Genomic DNA, 15,568 nt, shown 5'->3' with positions numbered 1-15,568 from the left:
GGTCATCGTTGCCCCAGGGCACGGAGCAGCAGCCGGTACAGCCGGTGCCCGCCTGCCCGGAGATCGGGGAGCGGGGACGTACCGGCGAAGCGCCAGTCCTCGCCGTCCACGAGGAAGTCGATGCCGATCAGACACCGGTCCGCGCCGATCGCCGAGCACAGGGCGGCCACCCCGGCGGCGACCCGCGCCGGGACGTCCGGCGCGAGGACCGTCCCGTCCAGGCACACGGCGTGCACCGGCCGGGCCGACGGGCCCGACGCGCGGCTCGCGGCGGCCAGGACCGCCGCGGCCGGATGCCAGGGATCGGCGGTTCCCACCCGCACGGGGGCGCAGGAGAGCCCGGAGGCATGGGCGGCGGCCCAGGACCGCAGCGTGTCGGGTGCGGGACCGGCCAGGCACTGGGGGGTGGGGCGGTTGCGGACGGGGCAGCGCAGTGCGGAGAGCCAGCTGAGCGAGAACGCGTGCAGTTCGGCGGTCGCGTACGTGCGTTCCGTCTCCGCGGCGTGCCGCCAGGCGTCGGCCGGTGGCGCGATCATGCGGTTGAGCACGCCGGTGACGCGGGCGCCGTCGACCACCGTTCCGTCGGTCAGTTCGATGACCGTCCGTGCCTGGCTCTCCCCGCCGCCCAGCCGGTGGGAGCGGCGCCGGGGGAAGGAGAGCTTTTCCGTGGGGAGGACGGTGCAGGGCCGCCCTTCGGCGCGGGCCCGCCCGGCGAACCACAGGGCGTGGGGGTCGTTCAACGGGCACAGCACCAGCAGCACGGCCGTTCCCTCCGGGTCTGCGTCAGCGGCCGGCTCAGGCCATGGGCGTGTCGAACTCGCTCTTCGCCGCGACGGCGTCGGCGACCTGGCGTTCCAGCTCCGCACGCAGTTCTTCCGTGCCGTCCTGCGCCGGCTGTGGTCCGCCCGGGAGGGCCGCGCCGCGCAGGTCGGGGCGCTGCTGCGGCTCGATGAAGCTGCCCAGCCGGGCCAGCTGGGCTTCGACGGCGCCCAGCCGTTGTTCGAGCGAGGTCTGCCCGCCGAGGGGGCCGGGGCCGGGAGGACCGGCCGGTGGCAGCTCATGGGGCTTGATGTGGTCGATCGCGTCCTTCAGCGTCTTGTTGTCCAGGACGGAGTCCTTGCTGAATTCCTTGATGTCCTTTTCCTTGGTGAGCTCCTTGGCGATTTCCTTGTCCTTGGTGAACTCCTTGAGTTCCTTGTCCTTGGTGAGCTCTTTGACGAGTTCCTTGTCCTTGACGGCTTCCTTGTGGTCCCTGACGTCCTTGATCACCGACTTCTCGTGCGGTGCCGGGACTCCGCCCCGGGCCGCCTGCGGCCCCGGGACGCACATGGAAACGTTCAGCTCGGACAGCACGGCGGCGATGGGATTGGCCGAGGTGCTGGAGCCGGCACCGGCGAAGAGCAGTGCCACCACGAAACCGTCGTCGTCGACGATGACGGAACCGGAGTCTCCGTGGTCGGAGAAGAGGGCGTTCCGGGACGTGTCCGCCGCGATGCTCACCTGATTGGTCAGGGTGTGGACACCGAGTCCGTCGCCGTAGTCCACCTGGATGGACCCCGAAAACCCGTCCACCGACCCGTGGGTCAGTCCGGTCGTCCGCCCGCGCTTGCGCACCGCCATTCCGAGGGTGGCCTTCTTGGTGCCCCGCACCGGACCGATCTCATCGATCTCGCACGAGGCGGCCCTGCCGGGGTCGATGGAGATCAGGGCGCCGTCGACGGCGGCCGAGAGCGTGGCGCGGAGGATGGCGCCGAATTCGCCCTGGGGAGCCGCACCGGTGTCGATGAGGCTGGGCTGCACCATGCGGTCGCCGGTCTGGAACGTCGAGTCGACGGCCGCGACGTGGAAGTTGGTCAGGGCCGCCTTGGCCCGGGTGGCGTTGTCGACGACGACGGCACCCAGTGTTCCCGCGAAGACACTGCCGTCGATGACCCTGCTGGGCCCCATGCTCACGCCACCCTTGAGGGTGGAGAAGTGCCGGGTGTCGGCCTGCACGGTCATGTCCACCGGGCGGGAGGCCACCTGGAGCTCGTAGACGCGCTCGACCACGTCCGTGACGAAGCCGTCGAGATTCTCGGGTACCCGGTCGGCGGACGGGACGTCGTCGGTCTTCCGCGCCACGTGCACCCGTACGGCGATCTGGTCCGTGAGCTCACCGCCCACTTCCTTGTAGCCGACGTCGATTCCGGTGACGCCGGGCTGACTGAGGAATCGCTGCTCCACCTTTTGCTTGACGGCGACGAGCTCCGCTACCGACGGCATTCCGGTCTCCTCTCGGTCGTGGATTCCACGCTTGCACGACCTTCCGGGACCCGCCCGAGGAGCTGGGGCAGCAGGGTGGTCCCGCACGCGTTATGCACAATGGCGGAATGGAGATGAACGAGGAGCAGGCACTGGAGGTGCAGCGCCGGAACGAGCAGCGCATCCTCGCGCTGCCCTCCGTCACCGGGGTCGGCGTGAAACTCCGTGAGGGCAGGCTCGTCCTGGAAGTCGACGTCGACCCGGACGCCGAGGTCCCGCCCGAGCTGCGCCGCCCGGAGATCGAGGGGCTGCCGCTGGTCGTGGAGAAACGCCGGTACGAACCGCAATAGGCCCGCTGCCGGCGTCCGCGGGCCCGGCCGGTGGCGTGCACCGGCCGGGCGGCGGCCTCCTAGATGTCCCGGAAGATCTCGATCTGGGCGCCGATCGAGTTGAGGCGTTCGGCCAGGTCCTCGTAGCCGCGGTTGATGACGTACACGTTGCGGAGGACGGACGTGCCCTCGGCGGCCATCATGGCCAGGAGGACGACCACGGCGGGGCGCAGGGCAGGCGGGCACATCATCTCCGCCGAGCGCCAGCGCGTGGGGCCCTCGACGAGGACGCGGTGCGGGTCGAGGAGCTTGACGTCGGCGCCGAGGCGGTTGAGGTCGGTGAGGTAGATGGCGCGGTTGTCGTAGACCCAGTCGTGGATGAGGGTCTGGCCCTGGGCGGCCGCGGCGATGGCCGCGAAGAACGGCACGTTGTCGATGTTGAGGCCGGGGAACGGCATGGGGTGGATCTTGTCGATCGGCGCCCGCAGCTTGGAGGGGCGCACGGTCAGGTCGAGCAGGCGCGTGCGGCCGTTGTTCGCCGGGTACTCGGGGCTGCGCTCGTGGTCGAGGCCCATCTCCTCCAGGACGGCGAGCTCGATCTCCAGGAACTCCACCGGCACGCGCCGGATGGTCAGTTCGGACTCGGTGACGACGGCGGCGGCCAGCAGGCTCATGGCCTCGACCGGGTCCTCGGAGGGCGCGTAGTCCACGTCGCGGTCGATGGTGGCGACGCCGTGCACGGTGAGGGTGGTCGTGCCGATGCCCTCGACGCGGACGCCGAGCTCCTCCAGGAAGAAGCAGAGGTCCTGGACCATGTAGTTCGAACTGGCGTTCCGGATGACGGTGACGCCGTCGTGCCGGGCGGCCGCCAGGAGGGCGTTCTCGGTCACGGTGTCGCCGCGCTCGGTCAGCACGATCGCCCGGGTGGGTGCGACCGAACGGTCGACCTGCGCGTGGTACGTGCCGTCGGTCGCCGTGACCTCCAGGCCGAAGTGGCGCAGGGCCGTCATGTGCGGCTGGACGGTGCGGGTGCCGAGGTCGCAGCCGCCCGCGTACGGGATCTTGAAGTGGTCCATGCGGTGCAGGAGCGGACCGAGGAACATGATGACGCTGCGCGTGCGGCGGGCGGCCTCGGTGTCCATCGCGGCCAGGTCGAGCTCCGCGGGCGGCACGATCTCCAGGTCGTTGCCGTCGTTGATCCAGCGGGTGCGGACGCCGATGCTGCCCAGCACCTCCAGGATCCGGTAGACCTCCTCGATCCGGGCGACCCGGCGCAGGGTGGTGCGGCCCGCGTTGAGGAGCGTTGCGCACAGCAGGGCGACACACGCGTTCTTGCTGGTCTTGACGTCGATCGAGCCGGAGAGCCGGCGGCCGCCGACCACCCTGAGGTGCATGGGGCCGGCGTAACCGAGGGAGACGATTTCGCTGTCCAGCGCCTCACCGATGCGGGCGATCATATCAAGGCTGATGTTCTGATTTCCTCGCTCAATGCGGTTCACGGCGCTCTGGCTGGTGCCGAGGGCTTCCGCGAGCTGCGACTGGGTCCAGCCTCGGTGCTGCCGGGCGTCACGGATCAGCTTGCCGATACGGGCGAGGTATGCGTCGGTCATGCCGTAGACGTTATCTCACATATGAGATTTCATCCGCATGGCGGTTCTGGCCATTGGTTGTTCTATTACGATGCGTACAACTCGGAGGTGACATGACTGTGTCCCCGCGCCCGGTGAGCGGCCTGCGTGCGCCCCTCGTCGTGGCCGCCGCCCATCTGCTGGCCTGCGCCGCCTTTCTGACGGCCTTTCTCATCCGCCGCGACGGCCTGCCCGACCCCGTCGCCACCCACTTCTCCGGCTCCGGCGGCGCCGACGGCTTCACGACCCTCGGCGCCTTCCCGTACGAGGTGCTCGGCATGCTCCTCGTCGCGGCGCTGCTCTGCACGGGCCTCACGTACGCGACGCGCGGCCACCGCCTGCTCGCCGGCCTCGGCTGCGCCGTCGCGGGGCTCCTCGGCGCCGTGGCCGTGGCCGTCGTCGTGAACAACGCCGGGGCGCAGGCGGCCGACGGGGTGCGGCTCGGCCCGGGGGCGCTGGGCGTCGCCGTGGCGGTGGGCGCCGTGGCCGCGGGCCTGGGAGTGCCGGCCGGCGGGCGCGGCCACGCGGCGCTGCGGGCGAAGGCGGCGCCACAGGCCGAGCCGGACGACGCCTTCGCGGAACCGGCGCCCCGCTTCGTGCTCCGCGAGGGCGAGAGCGCGGTCTGGACCCGCGGCGCCGGCTCGCGCCCCGTGCTCGTCGGCGGCGGGTCCCTCCTGGCGGCCGGCGCCGTCCTGACCCCGCTCGCCGGCTGGGCCGCGGGCCTGGGGCTCATGGTCGGTGGAGTGGTGCTGTGCGCCTGCTTCGCCGTCCGCGTCACCGTCGACCGGCACGGCCTCACCGTGAACGTGCTCGGCCTGCCCCGCCCCCGCGTCCGCATCCCCCTCGACCGCGTCGAAGAAGCCACCTGCCGCGACTTCGAGCCGCTGCGCGACCTCGGTGGCTGGGGCTACCGCGCCGTCCCCGGCCGCAGCGGCTTCGCCCTGCGCTCCGGCCCCGCCGTGGTGGTCCGCCTGACGACCGGCAGCGAGTTCGTCGTCACCGTCGACGACGCCGCCACGGCCGCCGCGCTCCTCGGCGCCCTGGCCGAGCGCGAGCGCGAGCGCACGGTGGCCGGCACGACATCCGCAGGGGGCTGAGATGCTCGTCCGCCTCGACCACGGCTCCCCGGTGCCGCTCGGCGACCAGATCGCCGCCGCCGTGCGCGGCGCCATAGCCGACGCCACCGTCCGCCCGGGCGAACGCCTCCCCGCGGCCCGCGCCCTCGCCGACTCCCTCGGCGTCAACGTCCACACGGTCCTCCGTGGCTACCAGCGCCTCCGCGAGGAGGGCCTCATCGAACTCCGGCGAGGCCGCGGCGCGGTGGTCACGGCCGACCCGGCCGCCCCCGGCCGCGCCCGCCTGACGGACGGCGTCCGCGCGCTGGTCGCGGACGCGCGGGCGCTGGGTGTGTCCGACGAGGAGCTCGTCAACCTCGTACGGGGCGGGCTGGCGGGGCGGTAGGGCCGCCGGGTCAGAACTCCGAGGTGCCGAGTTCGAGGTCGAAGGGCTCGGGGAGGCGGAGAGACTCTCCGAAGCGGCAGCTGTCCGACTTCATGTAGCCGAGCTCTCCTGGGCTGCTGAAGAGCGTGCAGGTGCGCTCCTGGCGGTCTACAAGCAGGTATAGCGGCGCGCCGAATTCGGCGTAGCGGCGGCGTTTGACGATCCGGTCCGTGTCTCCGTTGGAATCCGAAGTGACTTCAACCACGAGCAGGGTCTGGTCGGGTACTACAACATCGGCCTCCTCGAGGTGTTCAGGCACAACAGCCATGTCGGGGATGTACCAGTTACTGGTGCCCGGAAGATCGATGTTTCCCGCGCCGATGACGCAGCCCAACTTGTCTGTTGTCGACTCGATCTGCCTGCGGATCTTGGTGATGGGCTTTTCGTGGCCCCAGGTCGGTGACATCGGCTCGATGACCCCCTCAACGATCTGCACCCGGTCGTCCCCCCGGATGTGTTGGATCGCGTACTTCAGTGCGATTTCGGGATCGTCGGCTGCGTAAGAGTGGGGCTGTGTGCTCATCGGTCCTCCCACGGACATCGTGACTGCAGCATGACGACTGTCCAAGGTCTACGGCAATCAGCGCCACTGGCCTGCCCATTCGGCCCATCGGTCACTCGTACTGGTGACCCAGGCCCGATCGCATCCCGCAATCCACCCCCTGTCATGATCGAACCCGCGGCAGCCGCCCGCGCCGCCGCAGGGGGAGGCAGTCCGATGGCAGGCAAGGCGGACAAGGCTGCGCAGACGGCCGCGCGGATCGGCTCCTTCGCCGGCGAAGCCGCCCGCGCCCGGGTCCTCGGCGCCCCGGTCGTCCTGCTGCACGGCCGGAGCGCCACGCCCGCCGAGTGGGCGCCGCACGTCGCCGCCCTCGGCGGGGACCGCCCCGTGCCGGCCGTCGACCGGGCGGGCGAGCCCGGGTACAGCACGCAGACGACCCCCATCCGCACCGCGGACCACATCGCGGACTGGCTGGAAGAGGTCCTTGCGGGCCTCACCACCGGAATGGCCGTACCGGCCACGACCTCTCCGACGGGCCTCCGAGCGCCCCATGCGCCCCCGCACCAGGAGGCCGCAGCCGGCGCGTACGGCACCCGGCCCGTCCGCGGAAGCGGTACGCCAGGCTCCGCGATCCGCCCCGGACCGCGCAGGTCAGTCCCGTCGGAGCGCGGGTCGGTCCCGTCAGGACATGACCGTTCCTCAGCGATGTACTAGAGTTATCTCGACATCGAGATATCTGCCGAGAGGCGTACCGCTGTCGCGCCAGTAAGGCTTGCCTAACTAAGGCACACCTTATCGGATCGGCGGGACCGTGGGGCGGCAGGATGGCCGCAGTACGCGAATTCATGCATGAAGGAGACTGTCGTGTCGGCGAACAGCTTCGACGCCCGCAGCACGCTGCAGGTGGGCGACGAGTCGTACGAGATCTTCCGGCTGGACAAGGTCGAGGGCTCCGCGCGCCTTCCCTACAGCCTGAAGGTGCTGCTGGAGAACCTGCTCCGCACGGAGGACGGCGCGAACATCACCGCCGATCACATCCGTGCGCTGGGCAGCTGGGACTCCCAGGCCCAGCCCAGCCAGGAGATCCAGTTCACGCCGGCCCGCGTGATCATGCAGGACTTCACCGGCGTCCCCTGCGTCGTCGACCTCGCCACCATGCGCGAGGCCGTCAAGGAGCTCGGCGGCGACCCGGCGAAGGTCAACCCGCTCTCCCCGGCCGAGCTGGTCATCGACCACTCCGTCATCGCCGACAAGTTCGGCACCAAGGACGCCTTCGGCCAGAACGTCGAGCTGGAGTACGGCCGCAACAAGGAGCGCTACCAGTTCCTGCGCTGGGGCCAGACCGCCTTCGACGACTTCAAGGTCGTCCCCCCGGGCACCGGCATCGTCCACCAGGTGAACATCGAGCACCTGGCCCGTACGGTCATGGTCCGAGGCGGTCAGGCCTACCCGGACACCCTGGTCGGCACCGACTCGCACACCACCATGGTCAACGGCCTCGGCGTGCTGGGCTGGGGCGTCGGCGGCATCGAGGCCGAGGCCGCGATGCTCGGCCAGCCGGTCTCCATGCTGATCCCGCGCGTCGTCGGCTTCAAGCTGACCGGCGAGCTCCCGGCCGGCACCACCGCCACCGACCTGGTCCTCACGATCACCGAGATGCTGCGCAAGCACGGCGTCGTCGGCAAGTTCGTCGAGTTCTACGGCGAGGGCGTCGCCGCCACCTCGCTGGCCAACCGCGCCACCATCGGCAACATGTCGCCGGAGTTCGGCTCCACCGCCGCGATCTTCCCGATCGACGGCGAGACGCTGAAGTACCTCAAGCTCACCGGCCGCTCCGAGCAGCAGGTCGCGCTCGTCGAGGCGTACGCCAAGGAGCAGGGCCTCTGGCTCGACCCGGCCGCCGAGCCCGACTTCTCCGAGAAGCTCGAGCTCGACCTGGCCACGGTCGTCCCCTCCATCGCCGGCCCGAAGCGCCCGCAGGACCGCATCGTCCTCGCCGAGGCCGCCGCGCAGTTCGCGCAGGACGTCCGCAACTACGTCGACGAGGTCGACGAGGCGGGCAAGGAGTCCTTCCCGGCCTCCGACGCCCCGGCCATCTCCACCGGCGCCCCGTCGAAGCCGGTCACCGTGACCGCCCCCGACGGCTCGACCTACGAGATCGACCACGGCGCCGTCACCGTCGCCGCGATCACCTCCTGCACCAACACCTCGAACCCGTACGTGATGGTGGCCGCTGCCCTCGTCGCGAAGAAGGCGGTCGAGAAGGGCCTGACCCGCAAGCCGTGGGTCAAGACCACCCTCGCCCCGGGCTCCAAGGTCGTCACCGACTACTTCGACAAGGCGGGCCTGACCCCGTACCTCGACAAGGTCGGCTTCAACCTCGTCGGCTACGGCTGCACCACCTGCATCGGCAACTCCGGCCCGCTGCCGGAGGAGGTCTCCAAGGCCGTCAACGACCACGACCTGGCCGTCACCTCGGTGCTCTCCGGCAACCGCAACTTCGAGGGCCGGATCAACCCCGACGTCAAGATGAACTACCTGGCGTCCCCGCCGCTGGTCGTCGCGTACGCCCTCGCGGGTTCCATGAAGGTGGACATCACCAAGGACGCCCTCGGCATCGACACCGACGGCAACCCGGTCTACCTCAAGGACATCTGGCCGTCCGAGGCCGAGGTCAACGACGTCGTGGCCAACGCCATCGGCGAGGACATGTTCAACAAGTCCTACAGCGACGTCTTCGCGGGCGACGCTCAGTGGCAGGCCCTGCCGATCCCGACCGGCAACACCTTCGAGTGGGACACCGAGTCCACCTACGTCCGCAAGCCCCCGTACTTCGAGGGCATGACGATGGAGACCACCCCGGTCACCGACATCGCCGGCGCCCGCGTGCTGGCGAAGCTCGGCGACTCGGTCACCACCGACCACATCTCCCCGGCCGGTGCCATCAAGGCCGACACCCCGGCCGGTCAGTACCTCACCGAGCACGGTGTCGAGCGTCGTGACTTCAACTCCTACGGCTCCCGCCGTGGTAACCACGAGGTCATGATCCGCGGTACGTTCGCCAACATCCGCCTGCGCAACCAGATCGCGCCGGGCACCGAGGGCGGCTTCACCCGCGACTTCACGAAGGCGGACGCCCCCGTCTCCTTCATCTACGACGCCTCGCGCAACTACATCGAGCAGGGCATCCCGCTGGTCGTCCTGGCCGGCAAGGAGTACGGCTCCGGCTCGTCCCGCGACTGGGCCGCCAAGGGCACCGCGCTGCTCGGCGTCAAGGCCGTCATCGCCGAGTCCTACGAGCGCATCCACCGCTCGAACCTCATCGGCATGGGCGTCCTTCCGCTGCAGTTCCCCGAGGGCGCTTCGGCCGAGTCGCTGGGCCTGACCGGCGAGGAGTCCTTCACCTTCACCGGTGTGACCGAGCTCAACGAGGGCCGCACGCCCCGCACGGTCAAGGTCACCACCGACACGGGCGTGGAGTTCGACGCGGTCGTCCGCATCGACACCCCCGGTGAGGCCGACTACTACCGCAACGGCGGCATCATGCAGTACGTGCTGCGCAGCCTGATCCGCAAGTAAGCGGTTCCGGCACACGAGCGATAAGGGCCGCACCCCGTTCCGTACGGGGTGCGGCCCTCGCGCGTCCAGGCGTCGAGGAAGCCGCCGAGCCGAACACGGCGGGAAGCGTTCGGGCGGCCTTGACGCCCGCATAGCGGCCCCAACCACCCACCGCCGGGCGTGCGTTCACCTTTCCACCCGTCCGAGGCGTACATCCAACTCGACCGGGTGATCAGGGGGTTGATGACGTGTCGGGCAGTGATGTCCTGGTTAGGCTCCCGCCCGGGACGATGGGGGAGGGAGCAACGATGGGATCCGCCGTGACCTTCGGGGAGCTCGGCCGGCTTTGCGGTGAGGAGCTTCCCCGGCGGATCGCACTGTCGAGCGTGCTGCTCCCGGCAGCCGCCGGCTCCGAACAGCCCGTGTTTCCGACGCTCGTGAAGTCGGACAACGGGACGACGGTGGCCTACGCGTGTCACTACCGGCAGAACGCCGGCAATCCTCCTCTGCTGGTCGCGCTCGGACTGGCGTCCAGCGACCCCGGCTACAGCACCACGTGCATTCCTGCGGCCGTCGCCAGCCGCTGACCGCTCCGCTTTTCGAGAAGGGGTACGGAAATGGAAAACGCCATCAGCTTCGAGGAACTCGACACCGTCGCGGGCGAGGTGCTGCCCGAGCGCACCGTGATGGGCATCGTGGCCACGCCGCTCGCCGGTCCCTACGGCGACGGTGACGGCGGCTCCGGCGCCGGTGCCGGCAGCTCCAGCAGCGCGTCGGCCTCGGGCGGCGGCGTGTACGCCCCGGCGCCCCACGACCACGGCACCGTGGCGCTCTCCGCCTGCCAGGCCGTGGACCGCCAGGGCACGCCGGGTCTGTTCGGCTCGCTCGGCCTGCCGTCCACGAACCCGACCACCAGCATGACCTGCATCCCGGCGGCCGTCGCCAGCCACTAATTGCGTAGCGGCACCACGTACGCACCTGGGAAGGGCCGGACGCGTCCGGCCCTTCCCCTTGCCCCGACCACTCGTCCCCCGACGGAGAGCGCTCATGGCACTGCCCGCCCTGGTGGCCGGCACGGAACTGGTCGGCGAGTTCGAGGACTCCGGCTACCGCGAGCCGCCCCACCTCGTCTGCCGCCCCGACGGTCAGGTCGTCCGCCTCCCCGTCCTCCTCTACCAGCTCGCGCGGGCGCTCGACGGCCGGCCCGTGGTGCAGGTGGCCGAGCAACTGAGCCGGGAGACCGGGCGGCGGTTCGCCGAGGAACACGTCGTCTTCCTCATCGACAAGAAGCTCGCACCGCTGGGCCTCTCGACCTACAGCGACGGCTCGCCGCCTCCGCCCGTGGTGAAGAGCGACCCGTTCCTGGCCTTCCGCTTCCGGCTGGCCGTGCTGCCGGAGCGTGCCACGTGGTTCCTCGCCGGGCTGTTCGCGTGGCTGTTCCGGCCGGTGCTGGTGGTGGCCGCGCTGGGCGCGTTCACCGGCGGCGAGGTGTGGCTGTGGGCGACCCAGGACACCGGCGCCGCACTCCGGACGGTGCTCACCTCTCCCGCCAGCGTGCTGCTCGTCTTCGTCCTGGCCGTCGCCTCCTGCGTGTTCCACGAGATGGGCCACGGCGCGGCCTGCCGCTACGGCGGCGCACGTCCGGGCGAGATGGGCTGCGGCGTCTACCTGGTGTGGCCCGCCTTCTACACCGACATCACCAGCTCCTACCGGCTGGGCCGCGCCGGGCGCATCCGCGCCGACCTGGGCGGCGTCTACTTCAACGCGCTGTTCGTGCTGGGCCTGCTGGGCCTGTACGGGGCGACCGGGAATCCGCTGCTGCTGGTGGCGGTCCTCTCCGTCCACCTGGAGATGATCCAGCAGCTCCTCCCCACCCTGCGGTTCGACGGCTACTACATCGTGGCCGACCTGGTCGGCATCCCCGACCTGTTCAAGTACATCGCGCCCATCCTCCGGCGGATCGTGCTCCGCCGGCCCCAGGACGAAAGCCTGAAGGCGCTGAAGCGATGGCCGCAGATCGTGGTCGCGGCGTGGGTCCTGCTCCTGGTGCCCGCGCTCGTGCTCCAGCTGGGCATCGTGCTCGTGAACCTGCCGCAGCTGCTGCGGTCGGACTGGCAGACGATCCGGCTCCTGGCCGAGCACACGGGCGCCTCCGGCTACCCGGTCCTCGGCACGGTCGCGGCGTGCCTGCAGGTCGTGCTGCTCACCCTCCCGGTCGCGGGAGTGACGCTGGCCCTGTGGCGGCCGGTACGTTCGCTCGTCCGCGCCGCCGTCGCCAGGGCAGCGGGCCGCCCGGTCAGCCGACCGTAAAGGCCGACCGGGCGGGACGACGGCTCCGCGGACTCCTGCCTGCCCCCGGCGCGGTCAGCCGTTCAGCGCGCGGGCGGCCAGGGCGGTGCCTTCGATCCGGGCACGGATCTTGGCGAAGGCGGTGTCGCGCGAGGTGGAGGTGTCGTCGGCGAAGGGCGAGAAGCCGCAGTCGTCGCAGGTGCCCAGACGGTCGGCGGGCAGGTGACGGGCGGCGGTCAGGACCCGGTCGCGGACCTGCTCGGGGGTCTCGACGCGGGGGTCGATCGGGTCGGTCACCCCGATGAACACGCGGGCGTGACCGGGCAGGTGGTCGGCGAGGACGCCGAGGACCTTGTCCGGCTCCGGCTCACTGGCCAGCTGCACGTAGAACGCCCCCGCCTTGAGCCGCATCAGCCCGGGCAGAAGGGCGGCGTAGTCCACGTCGAGACTGTGCGTGGAGTCCTGATCGCCGCCGGGACAGGTGTGCACGCCGATCCTGGCCCGCTCGGTGGCGGAGAAACGTTCCAGGACACGGTTGTTGAGCGCAATGAAATCCTCCAGTACGCCCCCTGACGGGTCCAGCTTCAGCGCGAGCCGGGCCTCGGTGAAGTCGAGCTGGACGACGTGGGCCCCGGCATCCAGGCAGCCGCGGATGTCGGCCTCGGCCCCTGCGGCGAGATCGTCGAGGAACGCCTCGCGGGAATACCCGTCGATGCCGTCCGGCGGGTAGAGCAGGCTGAGCGCCGAGGGGGCGATCACGGCCTGTTTCGCGGGGACGGTCGCGTGCCGGAGGGCGGCGCGCAGATAGTGCTCGGCGTGCACGGCGTAGCGCAGCGGCCCTGCCGTCAGCCGGGGCAGCTGCCGCTGGTGGCCGTCGGCGAAGGGGATGACGACGCCGTCGGGCGCCAGCCGGTCCAGCCCTGCCAGGGGGTACGTGGCGAAGCTGGGCTTGGCCTGCTCGCCGTCGGTGACCACCGGCGAGCCGAGCTCCTCCAGACGGCGGACGGTGTCGCGGACCGCCTCGTCCTGGACGGCGGCGAGTTCGTCGTCGCCGATCCGGCCGTCGGCGTGGGCCGCCATGGCCGTGAGCAGCTCGGCGGGGCGGGGAATGCTGCCGATGGGCTCGGTGGGAATCGTCATGGCTTCGGGACCTCCAGCTGCGCCTCGCCGCTGTTCCCCCGGAGGCCGGTGGAGAGGCACTCCGTGGGCAGCTGCTTGGGCGGTGCGAAGAACACGGTCCGCCGCGCGGACTGCCCCTCCCCACGCCCCTTGGCGACCCGGCCCGACAACATGACGTCGGCAAAGCCGAGAGCGCGTGCAGTGGTGCCCTGGTCATAGACGATCAACGACTCCGCCCCGTCGTCGTACTTCACCACTTCCGTGATCCGGGGGTTGCCCAAACCGTCACAGGACGCGTCCGGTGACACACCGTCCAGGGAACCGGTGGCCGCTACGGTCCGGCCGGGTTCGATGGTGCACGTGTACCGGGCGTCCGTGTGGACGCGAGTGCTGTGTGACTCGAAGGTGAGGGGTGGGTCGTACGTGCTGTCGCTGGGGCCCTGGCACAGGATGACGCCTCTGTGCCCGCCCGTATGCGCCTGACCGGCCGGGGACCACATCAACGACGACCCCATCAGAGCCAGAACGCCCAACGCTACTGCCGCACCACGTCCGCCGACCATGCGCCCTCCAAGGGACCGGTTTCACTGCCGGCCCTGTGACTACCCCTGCCCGCCTCCGCCGCCCCCGGCTCTTGGAGCGGCCCGGCCGCGCACGTTCCGCCTGCGCGCGGGGCGTGCACGCTGCCGCGACGGCGTCGAACCCCGGTATTCCGGGTAGGGACAGCCGACCGGGAACGAAACCTGATGGAAGGTGCTTCAGTGGACGAAATTGCTGCCAAGCGACTTGTCTTCGCCATGCTGGACGCGGACGGCGACGGAGTCATCTCGAAGGCCGAGTACTCCGCGCGGGTCGAGCGCGTGACCCTGGCGACCGGACGGACGGACGACGACCCTCTGGTCGTCGCCGCACGCGCGAACGGTGCGCGGGCATGGGCGGCGATGGACGCGGACGGCGACGGGGGAGTGACCTTCGACGAGTACGCGGCCTGGGCCGGTGCCGAGGCGTTCGACACCGTCTGCGAGCCCGTGCTCGGCGGCCTGTTCGATCTCGCCGACACCGACGGGGACGGCGCCCTGGACCTGAAGGAGTTCACGACGCTGCGCGCGGCCCTGGGGAACCCGGCCGGCAACATCGAATCGGCCTTCGCCGCGCTGGACGGTGACGGCGACGGCCGGGTCGTCCGGGCGGACTACCTGGCCTCGGTCCGCGCGCACGTCGCCGGGGAGAACTCCCCTGCGGGAGAGGCCCTGTACGCCCGAGCCGCCCCCGCGTGAGGCCGGACGGCTCACGCAGGAGCGGCGATCGCGCGCAGTGCGCGGTGACGCTACGTCAGAACATCAGCCCGTACTGGTTCCAGCCGGAGTTGCCGATCTTCACCTTGTAGTCGTAGGGCTGGTCCGCGCGGCCCGTGCCGCGGTACAGCCACAGCGCGCCGTCCTTGTCCCGGGCGATGAGGTCGGCCTTGCCGTCCAGGTCGACGTCGCCGGTGCCGACCAGCTTGTTGAACTGGTTCCAGCCGCTGCCGATCCGCTGCTTGTACTCGAACGGCTTGGTGTAGTCGCCGGTGCCCTTGTAGAGCCACAGGACGCCGTCCTTGTCGCGGGCGACGATGTCGGCCTTGCCATCACCCGTCAGGTCGCCGCGGCCGGCGATCTCGGTGAACTGCCCCCAGCCCGGGCCGACCTTCTTGCGGCCGGTAAGCGTGCCGTCCGGGTAGGCGAGGTAGAGCCACAGGACGCCCTCGCGGTCGCGGACGAGGATGTCCGACTCCTTGCCGCCGCCGAGGTTGCCGGGGGACATGAACTGGTCGTACTGACCCCAGTCGTCCGCCACGATGCCCGGGCTCTTGCCGGCCGGGGCGAAGATGATGTTCTGCGCGTTGTCGCGGACGTACAGGCCGTCGGCGATGCCGTCCCGGTCGTGGTCGACGCGGGCGGCGGAGTTGATCGCGCTCCAGCCCTTGGTGACGTACTCCTTGGGCGTGATGCCGCCCTTGCCGTCGGGCCAGTAGAAGTACAGGTCGTCGTTGTTGACGGCGCTCAGCGGGAGGAACGGGGCCTCGGCGGTGGCGCCGTCGGCCTTGACGCCCTTGCGGGGGGCCGCGAGGCGCGGGGCCTGCGGGGCCACGGCGCCCGACTTGGGGTAGTCGCCGGACTTCGCCTCGCCGCGCAGCGCCTCGGAGCGGTGCTTGAACGACGTGTCGGCGGGCAGCTTCGCCGCCCGCTCGGCCGCGGTGGCGGCACGCCCGGAAGAGGGGGACTTGGGGCCGTCGGCCAGGGCCGTGCCGGCGGTGGTGCCGACCAGGGCGGCGGCTATCGCCGCGGTGGCGATGCGCTGCACCGCGCGAGCGCGCGGGCGGCCGGGAAGGTGAGCCACGTGGGTTCTCCAGGAGGGTCTCA

At 70.9% G+C, this 15,568-nt stretch carries 16 protein-coding genes; 9 read left to right on the top strand and 7 right to left on the bottom strand.

Going from position 1 to position 15,568, the window contains the following annotated elements; genetic code table 11:
- Positions 1–2: 2 nt before the first annotated feature.
- Positions 3–761, bottom strand: a complete 759-nt coding sequence (locus IF61_RS33315) for a hypothetical protein (RefSeq protein ID WP_030365974.1) — start codon at positions 759–761, stop codon at positions 3–5.
- A gap of 34 nt (positions 762–795) precedes the next feature.
- Positions 796–2,262 (bottom strand): hypothetical protein, encoded by a 1,467-nt coding sequence (locus tag IF61_RS33310; RefSeq protein WP_052392586.1) that lies wholly within the window; start codon positions 2,260–2,262, stop codon positions 796–798.
- Positions 2,263–2,369: 107 nt separating this feature from the next.
- Here IF61_RS33310 and IF61_RS0110210 point away from each other — a divergent pair, with 107 nt between their 5' ends.
- Positions 2,370–2,591, top strand: coding sequence for a hypothetical protein (locus tag IF61_RS0110210; RefSeq protein WP_157848588.1), 222 nt, complete (start codon positions 2,370–2,372; stop codon positions 2,589–2,591).
- A gap of 59 nt (positions 2,592–2,650) precedes the next feature.
- Here the strand turns inward: IF61_RS0110210 and IF61_RS0110205 are convergent, their stop codons facing one another.
- Positions 2,651–4,180: a helix-turn-helix domain-containing protein gene (locus IF61_RS0110205; RefSeq protein ID WP_030365971.1), complete on the bottom strand. Its 1,530-nt coding sequence runs from the start codon at positions 4,178–4,180 to the stop codon at positions 2,651–2,653.
- A gap of 92 nt (positions 4,181–4,272) precedes the next feature.
- Here IF61_RS0110205 and IF61_RS0110200 point away from each other — a divergent pair, with 92 nt between their 5' ends.
- Complete coding sequence (locus IF61_RS0110200; RefSeq protein ID WP_157848587.1) at positions 4,273–5,295, top strand: hypothetical protein; 1,023 nt, start codon at positions 4,273–4,275, stop codon at positions 5,293–5,295.
- 1 nt (position 5,296) lies between these two features.
- Complete coding sequence (locus IF61_RS0110195) at positions 5,297–5,659, top strand: GntR family transcriptional regulator (RefSeq protein WP_030365969.1); 363 nt, start codon at positions 5,297–5,299, stop codon at positions 5,657–5,659.
- A gap of 10 nt (positions 5,660–5,669) precedes the next feature.
- Here IF61_RS0110195 and IF61_RS0110190 read toward each other — a convergent pair whose 3' ends face one another.
- A complete protein-coding gene (locus IF61_RS0110190) occupies positions 5,670–6,221 on the bottom strand; it encodes a Uma2 family endonuclease (protein WP_030365968.1) in 552 nt (183 codons plus the stop codon).
- A gap of 195 nt (positions 6,222–6,416) precedes the next feature.
- Here IF61_RS0110190 and IF61_RS0110185 point away from each other — a divergent pair, with 195 nt between their 5' ends.
- The 5 genes from IF61_RS0110185 (at position 6,417) to IF61_RS35820 (ending at position 12,068) form a co-directional block, all read left to right on the top strand.
- Positions 6,417–6,914, top strand: coding sequence for an alpha/beta fold hydrolase (locus IF61_RS0110185; protein ID WP_030365967.1), 498 nt, complete (start codon positions 6,417–6,419; stop codon positions 6,912–6,914).
- A 150-nt stretch (positions 6,915–7,064) separates the two neighbouring features.
- Positions 7,065–9,779, top strand: a complete 2,715-nt coding sequence (gene acnA, locus IF61_RS0110180) for an aconitate hydratase AcnA (protein WP_030365966.1) — start codon at positions 7,065–7,067, stop codon at positions 9,777–9,779.
- Between the two features lie 287 nt (positions 9,780–10,066).
- A complete protein-coding gene (locus tag IF61_RS0110175; RefSeq protein ID WP_030365965.1) occupies positions 10,067–10,345 on the top strand; it encodes a hypothetical protein in 279 nt (92 codons plus the stop codon).
- A gap of 30 nt (positions 10,346–10,375) precedes the next feature.
- Complete coding sequence (locus tag IF61_RS0110170; RefSeq protein ID WP_030365964.1) at positions 10,376–10,711, top strand: hypothetical protein; 336 nt, start codon at positions 10,376–10,378, stop codon at positions 10,709–10,711.
- A 94-nt stretch (positions 10,712–10,805) separates the two neighbouring features.
- Complete coding sequence (locus IF61_RS35820; RefSeq protein WP_043188558.1) at positions 10,806–12,068, top strand: zinc metalloprotease; 1,263 nt, start codon at positions 10,806–10,808, stop codon at positions 12,066–12,068.
- A gap of 54 nt (positions 12,069–12,122) precedes the next feature.
- Here the strand turns inward: IF61_RS35820 and IF61_RS0110160 are convergent, their stop codons facing one another.
- Positions 12,123–13,187, bottom strand: coding sequence for a cobalamin-independent methionine synthase II family protein (locus tag IF61_RS0110160; RefSeq protein WP_030365962.1), 1,065 nt, complete (start codon positions 13,185–13,187; stop codon positions 12,123–12,125).
- Complete coding sequence (locus IF61_RS35815; RefSeq protein ID WP_157848586.1) at positions 13,184–13,420, bottom strand: hypothetical protein; 237 nt, start codon at positions 13,418–13,420, stop codon at positions 13,184–13,186. Before IF61_RS35815 ends, IF61_RS0110160 begins: the two co-directional genes overlap by 4 nt.
- A gap of 507 nt (positions 13,421–13,927) precedes the next feature.
- On the opposite strand from IF61_RS35815, the gene IF61_RS0110150 reads away from it, so the two are divergent.
- On the top strand, positions 13,928–14,443 hold the full coding sequence (locus IF61_RS0110150) for an EF-hand domain-containing protein (protein ID WP_030365960.1): 516 nt from the start codon (positions 13,928–13,930) through the stop codon (positions 14,441–14,443).
- A 55-nt stretch (positions 14,444–14,498) separates the two neighbouring features.
- Here the strand turns inward: IF61_RS0110150 and IF61_RS0110145 are convergent, their stop codons facing one another.
- Complete coding sequence (locus IF61_RS0110145; protein ID WP_030365959.1) at positions 14,499–15,545, bottom strand: FG-GAP repeat domain-containing protein; 1,047 nt, start codon at positions 15,543–15,545, stop codon at positions 14,499–14,501.
- Positions 15,546–15,568: the final 23 nt, after the last annotated feature.

It is taken from the genome of Streptomyces roseoverticillatus (genome assembly GCF_000719265.1).
GTDB classification, from domain to species: domain Bacteria; phylum Actinomycetota; class Actinomycetes; order Streptomycetales; family Streptomycetaceae; genus Streptomyces; species Streptomyces roseoverticillatus.
This window is presented reverse-complemented; position numbering and strand designations above follow the sequence as displayed.

Excerpts from the sequence above, each read along its gene's own strand:
- IF61_RS33310 (WP_052392586.1), bottom strand. The coding sequence starts at position 2,262 with ATGCCGTCGGTAGCGGAGCTCGTCGCCGTCAAGCAAAAGGTGGAGCAG.
- IF61_RS0110210 (WP_157848588.1), top strand. The coding sequence starts at position 2,370 with ATGGAGATGAACGAGGAGCAGGCACTGGAGGTGCAGCGCCGGAACGAG.
- IF61_RS0110205 (WP_030365971.1), bottom strand. The coding sequence starts at position 4,180 with ATGACCGACGCATACCTCGCCCGTATCGGCAAGCTGATCCGTGACGCC.
- IF61_RS0110200 (WP_157848587.1), top strand. The coding sequence starts at position 4,273 with ATGACTGTGTCCCCGCGCCCGGTGAGCGGCCTGCGTGCGCCCCTCGTC.
- IF61_RS0110195 (WP_030365969.1), top strand. The coding sequence starts at position 5,297 with ATGCTCGTCCGCCTCGACCACGGCTCCCCGGTGCCGCTCGGCGACCAG.
- IF61_RS0110190 (WP_030365968.1), bottom strand. The coding sequence starts at position 6,221 with ATGAGCACACAGCCCCACTCTTACGCAGCCGACGATCCCGAAATCGCA.
- IF61_RS0110185 (WP_030365967.1), top strand. The coding sequence starts at position 6,417 with ATGGCAGGCAAGGCGGACAAGGCTGCGCAGACGGCCGCGCGGATCGGC.
- IF61_RS0110175 (WP_030365965.1), top strand. The coding sequence starts at position 10,067 with ATGGGATCCGCCGTGACCTTCGGGGAGCTCGGCCGGCTTTGCGGTGAG.
- IF61_RS0110170 (WP_030365964.1), top strand. The coding sequence starts at position 10,376 with ATGGAAAACGCCATCAGCTTCGAGGAACTCGACACCGTCGCGGGCGAG.
- IF61_RS35820 (WP_043188558.1), top strand. The coding sequence starts at position 10,806 with ATGGCACTGCCCGCCCTGGTGGCCGGCACGGAACTGGTCGGCGAGTTC.
- IF61_RS0110160 (WP_030365962.1), bottom strand. The coding sequence starts at position 13,187 with ATGACGATTCCCACCGAGCCCATCGGCAGCATTCCCCGCCCCGCCGAG.